The 5,256-nt window shown below is 76.7% G+C and carries 5 protein-coding genes and 1 pseudogene; all 6 read right to left on the reverse strand.

The genetic code is table 11. The annotated features are described in order from the left end of the window. Nucleotides 1-330 (reverse strand): annotated as a pseudogene (locus DKT68_RS16700) (SAM-dependent methyltransferase); the annotation flags it as partial. Between the two features lie 2 nt (nt 331-332). Further along, nucleotides 333-1,484 (reverse strand): cobalt-precorrin-5B (C(1))-methyltransferase, encoded by a 1,152-nt coding sequence (locus DKT68_RS16705; protein ID WP_109818340.1) that lies wholly within the window; start codon nt 1,482-1,484, stop codon nt 333-335. After that, nucleotides 1,481-2,353, reverse strand: a complete 873-nt coding sequence (gene cobM / locus DKT68_RS16710) for a precorrin-4 C(11)-methyltransferase (protein WP_201749073.1) — start codon at nt 2,351-2,353, stop codon at nt 1,481-1,483. Before cobM ends, DKT68_RS16705 begins: the two co-directional genes overlap by 4 nt. After that, complete coding sequence (cobI, locus tag DKT68_RS16715) at nt 2,350-3,153, reverse strand: precorrin-2 C(20)-methyltransferase (protein ID WP_109818341.1); 804 nt, start codon at nt 3,151-3,153, stop codon at nt 2,350-2,352. The genes cobM and cobI overlap by 4 nt, the downstream gene beginning before the upstream one ends. After that, complete coding sequence (locus DKT68_RS16720) at nt 3,150-4,505, reverse strand: cobyrinate a,c-diamide synthase (RefSeq protein ID WP_109818344.1); 1,356 nt, start codon at nt 4,503-4,505, stop codon at nt 3,150-3,152. Before DKT68_RS16720 ends, cobI begins: the two co-directional genes overlap by 4 nt. Before the next feature lie 2 nt (nt 4,506-4,507). Continuing rightward, on the reverse strand, nt 4,508-5,119 hold the full coding sequence (cobO, locus tag DKT68_RS16725) for a cob(I)yrinic acid a,c-diamide adenosyltransferase (protein WP_109818342.1): 612 nt from the start codon (nt 5,117-5,119) through the stop codon (nt 4,508-4,510). Nucleotides 5,120-5,256 lie beyond the last annotated feature (137 nt).

The raw sequence follows: 5,256 nt of genomic DNA on the forward strand, positions 1-5,256 counted from the left end.
GGCGAACGCGGCGGCCACGCTGGACACGGCCGGCACCACCCGCAGCGGCAGCCCGGTGGCGCGCAGCCGGCGGACGATGCCGAACAGGCCGGGATCGCCGCTGGCCAGCACCACGGCCGGCACCCCGTCGGCGACGGCCGCGGCCAGCCGGTGCACGGCGGGGGCGAGCGGGCCGAGAGTGATGGTGGCCGCGCCGGGCGGCACGGGCACCGCGGCCAGGTGCCGGGCGGCCCCGACCACCAGCCCGGCGGTGGCCAGCACCGGCGCGAGGGCGGGGTGCGGCGGCGCGCCGGCGGCGTCGAGACCGACCACGGTCACCGGGGTCACCGGGGTCACCGGGGCCACCGGCCGGAGGAGGCGACCACCCGGGCGCCGGCGAAGTCCACCATGGCCACGTCCACGGTGACCGCCCGCTCGGCGAACCGCAGGAGCACCTGGCGGACCCGCTGGCACAGCAGGTCCCCGGCCGGGCCGAGCAGGCCGGCGCCCTCCCACAGCTCGTACGCGTGCCGGCCGGTGTTCGCCTCTGTCACCGCGGCGACCAGCGCCGGGTCACCACCGGCCTCGGCGGTCACGGCGCCGAGCAGGGAGAGGTCCACCGCGGAGCGGGTGTAGTGGGTCATGAGCACCCCGGCGGCGAGTTTGGCCAGCTTGCCGGCCATGCCGACGAAGACCACCCCGGTCATCGCGTCGCCCACGGCGGCGGTGACCGCGGCGCCGGTGAAGTCGCCGACCTCGACGAAGCAGACCTCGGGCAGCTCGGGCAGCAGCGCGCGGGCGGCCCGTTCGGTGCGCCCGCCGGTGCAGAGCACCACGGTCCGCTCGCCCTGGGCGGCCATCACGTGCACGGCCTGCACCACGCTGGCCCGCCAGGAGGCCGTGGAGAAGGGCCGGACGATGCCGGTGGTGCCGAGGATCGAGATGCCGCCGAGGATGCCGAGCCGCCGGTTGGTGGTCTTGCGGGCCATGATCTCGCCCCGGGGAACGCTGATCACCACCCGGACACCGACCTCGCTGAGGTCCACGACCTCGGCCACCGCCTCACTGATCATCCGGCGGGGGGTGTCGTTGATCGCCGGGCCGCCGACCGCGAGTCCGAGACCCGGTTTGGTGACCGTGCCGACGCCGGGACCGCCGTCCAGTCGCAGCCCGGGGGCGTCGGTCCAGTCGACGGTGGCGGTCAGCTCCGCGCCGTGGGTGACGTCCGGGTCGTCACCGGCGTCCTTGACCACCACCGCCTCGGCCCGGGTCGGCGGGGTCCCGGCCAGCTCGCACCGGGCCACCGGGAACCGCACCCGCCGCCCGGCGGGCAACCCGATCTCCACCTCCGGCGGGGCCGCGCCGGTGACCAGCGCGGTGACCGCGGCCTTGGCCGCCGCCGTCGCGCAGGCGCCCGTGGTCCAGCCGGTACGCAGCGCCGTGGGCCGGACCTTCGCGGTACGCGGCAGGTCCGGCTCGCGCAGCGGCGGCTCGGCGTACGTCACGGGGTGGGCCCGTGATCCGGTGTGGCCGGCTCGCCGCCGTCCTGGACGGCCCCGCCGGTGCGGGCGCCGGCGCGGCGGCGCAGCTCGGCACGGGCGGTCGGCTCGGCCCGGCGGAAGGTGTGGAAGTGCCCGGGGTGGTACAGGTGCGAGCGGGTGCCCTCGGCGGCCAGCGCCGGCCCGACGAGGAAGAGGGTGTGCTTCCACAGCCGGTGCTGCTTGACCGTCGCCTCCAGGGTGCCGACCGTGCAGCGCACCACCAGCTCGTCCGGCCAGGTCGCCTGGTACGCCACGACGGCCGGGGTGTCCTCCGGGTAGCCGCCGGCCAGCAACTCGGCCTGCACCTGCCCGGAGCGGGCCGCGGAGAGGAACAGCGCCATGGTGGTGCCGTGCCGGGCGAAGTCGCGGACCCGCTCCCCGGGCGGCATCGGGGTCTTGCCGCCCTCCAGCCGGGTGAGGATCACCGACTGCGCGACCTCGGGGACGGTCAGCTCCCGTCCGACGATCGCCGCGACGGCGGTGAACGACGAGACCCCGGGGATGATCTCGACGGCCATGCCGAGCGCCCGGCACAGGTCCAGTTGCTCCTGCACCGCGCCCCAGAGCCCCGGGTCGCCGGAGTGGATCCGGGCCACGGTCAGCCCCTGTTCGGCGGCCCGCTGGTAGAGCGGGAGCACCCCCTCGATGGGCAGCTGCGACGAGTCGACGATCTCCGCGCCGGCCCGGGCGTGTGCGAGCACGTCGGCGTGCACCAGGCTGGCCGCCCAGATGACGATGTCGGCCTCGGCGATGACCCGGGCTGCCCGCAGGGTCAGCAGGTCCGCCGCCCCGGGTCCGGCGCCGACGAACCACACCTTGCCGTCGCTGGTCACAGTTTTCCTCCTCGGTGGTCGCGGCGGGCCGGGACCAGCAGCGTCGACAGGTACGGCAGGTCGTGCGCGGTGTCGTCGACCGGGCCGACGCGTTCGCCGGGCAGGCCCAGGCTGCGGCCGAGCACGGCGTCGGCGAGACGGCCCTGGCGGCGCAGCTCGGCGAGCAGCTCCGGGTGCCGCCGCCAGCCCTTGTAGGCGACCACGGTGCCCGGGCCGGCCAGCGCGTCGGCGAAGAGCGCCAGCCCGGCGGTGGCCGGCAGCAGGGTCAGCGGTTCACGGCCCTCACACAGCGGGGTGCCGCTGCGCGCGGCCAGCTCCTGCATGGCGGTGACGCCGGGCACGGTCGCCACGCGCACGTCCGGGCGCAGCGCCCGGACGCTCTGCGCCAGGTAGCCGAACGTGGAGTAGACGTTCGGGTCGCCGATGGTGGCGAAGGCCAGCGACCGGGCGCCCGAGTCGATCGCCTCGACCACGACCCGCGCGGCGGCGTCCCAGGCCGCCGCCCGGCGGGCCGTCACCCCGCCCCGGTCGTCCAGGGCGAACGGCAGCCGGCGCAGCCGGTCGGCCGCGACGTGCGCCCGCACGGTCTGCTCGGCGCGCCCGGCGTCCGCGCCCGCCGGCGGTGGACCGGTGGTCCCGGTCTGCTGGGCCTGCTCCGCCATGACGGGTACGAAGACCAGGTCGGCCTCGCCCAGCACCCGCACCGCCTTGACGGTGAGCAGCTCCGGGTCGCCCGGCCCGACGCCCACCCCGGTCAGCGTGGCCACCGTCCGGGCGCCGACGCCGCCGTCGGCGCTCATCGGCACGCCTCCACGAGACGGCGGGCGGCACCGGGGTGACCGGCCCAGTGGGTGTGCAGGTAGGAGGCGTGCACCCGGCCGGCGACGAAGCCGTGCTCCGCGCCGTCCCAGCGCCACGCCGGCCGGTCGCCGTGCCCCGGGTCGGTGCTGGTGCGGTGGAACTCGTGCCCGCGTACCGGCTCGCCGGCCCGGGCCACCGGGGAGTCGGTGACCGCCACGGCCTCCCGGTAGCCGAGGGTGAGGCGGCCGGTCATCCGGGCGGTCAGGTCCAGCCGGCCGCACATCGGCGCGCCGTCCAGGGACCGTCCGAGGTAGAGCAGCCCGGCGCACTCGGCCACGACCGGCCCGTCGAAGGCGGCCAGCTCGGCGCGGAGCGCCGTGTTGCCGGCCAGCGCCTCCGCGTACGCCTCGGGGAAGCCTCCGCCGATCACCACCGCGCGGGTGCCGGCGGGCAGCGCGGGATCGTGCAGCGGGTCGACGGTGACGACGTCCGCGCCGGCGGCGGCGAGTAGCTCGGCGGTCTCCGCGTAGGAGAAGGTGAAGGCCGGGCCACCGGCGAGCGCGACCAGCGGTCGCTGCGCGCCGGCCGGACCACCGACGGCGGCGACCGGGTCCCAGGCCGGGGCGGTCAGCGGTGGGGCGGACCGGGCCAGGTCGAGCACCGCGTCGAGGTCCACGGTGGCCTCGACCAGCTCGGCCAGGGCGGTGACGATGGCGAGGGACTCGGGTGCCCGCTCGGCGACCGGGATCAGCCCCAGGTGCCGGGCCGGGGCGGCCACCTCGGCGGCCCGGGCGACCGCACCGAGCACCGGCACGCCCACCTCCGCGAGGGCGTCGCGCAGCAGCGTCTCGTGGCGGGGCGAGCCGACCCGGTTGAGGATCACCCCGCCGATCCGCACGGCCGGGTCGAACGCGGCCATGCCCAGCGCCAGCGCGGCGGCCGAGCGGCCCTGCGCGGTGGTGTCCAGCACCAGCAGCACGGGCGCCTCGATCAGCCGGGCGACGTGCGCGGTGGAGGCGTAGTCGCGGCGGCCGACCGCGCCGTCGTGCAGGCCCATCACGCCCTCCACCACGGCCACGTCGGCGGGCGTCGGGACGCTCGCGCCGTGGCGCAGCAGCGGGGCGATCCGCTCCGCGCCGACCAGGAACGGGTCGAGGTTGCGCCCCGGCCGGCCGGCCGCGAGGGCGTGGTAGCCGGGGTCGATGTAGTCCGGGCCGACCTTGTGCGGGCTGACCGTCAGGCCCCGGTCGCGCAGCGCGGCGAGCATCCCGGTGGCGACGGTGGTCTTGCCGTGGCCGCTGGCCGGGGCGGCGATCACCACCCGGGGCAGCGGCCAGGGCTCGGCGGCGATGGTCACCACTCGATGCCCTTCTGGCCCTTCTGGCCGGCGTCCATCGGGTGCTTGACCTTGGTCAGCTCGGCCACCAGGTCGGCGGCGGCGACCAGCCGCGGGTCGGCGTCCCGGCCGGTGATGACCACGTGCTGGAAGCCGGGACGGTCGGCCAGGGTGGCCACCACCTCGTCGACGTCCACCCAGCCCCACTTCATCGGGTAGGTGAACTCGTCCAGCACGTACAGCCCGTAGCGCTCGGCGGCCAGGTCGCGCTGGATCTGCCGCCAGCCCTCCAGGGCGTCGGCGGCGTGGTCGGCGTCGGCGCCGCGCTGGATCCAGGACCAGCCCTCGCCCATCTTGTGCCACGCCACCGGGGCGCCCTGGCCGGTGCGCTCGTGCACCTCGCCGAGGGCCCGGAAGGCGTTCTCCTCCCCCACCCGCCACTTGGCGCTCTTGACGAACTGGAACACCCCGACCGGCAGGCCGGCCGTCCACGCCCGCAGCGCCAGCCCGAAGGCGGCGGTGGACTTTCCCTTCATCTGTCCGGTGTGGACGATCAGCAGCGGCCGGTGACGACGCTGCCGGGTGGTCAACCCGTCGGCCGGCACCGTGCTCGGCTTCCCCTGAGGCATCAGCAATCTCTCCTTAGAACCAACCCCGAACCCCACGCGACCTGGCCGCTCCGGTCTGCCCCACGGCGGCCCGCCCGCTATGACCGGGCAGACCGCGCAGGATCGCGGGCGGGGGTGGGATGGGTCAGGTCCGTGAG

It is taken from the genome of Micromonospora acroterricola, from assembly GCF_003172955.1.
GTDB lineage: Bacteria > Actinomycetota > Actinomycetes > Mycobacteriales > Micromonosporaceae > Micromonospora > Micromonospora acroterricola.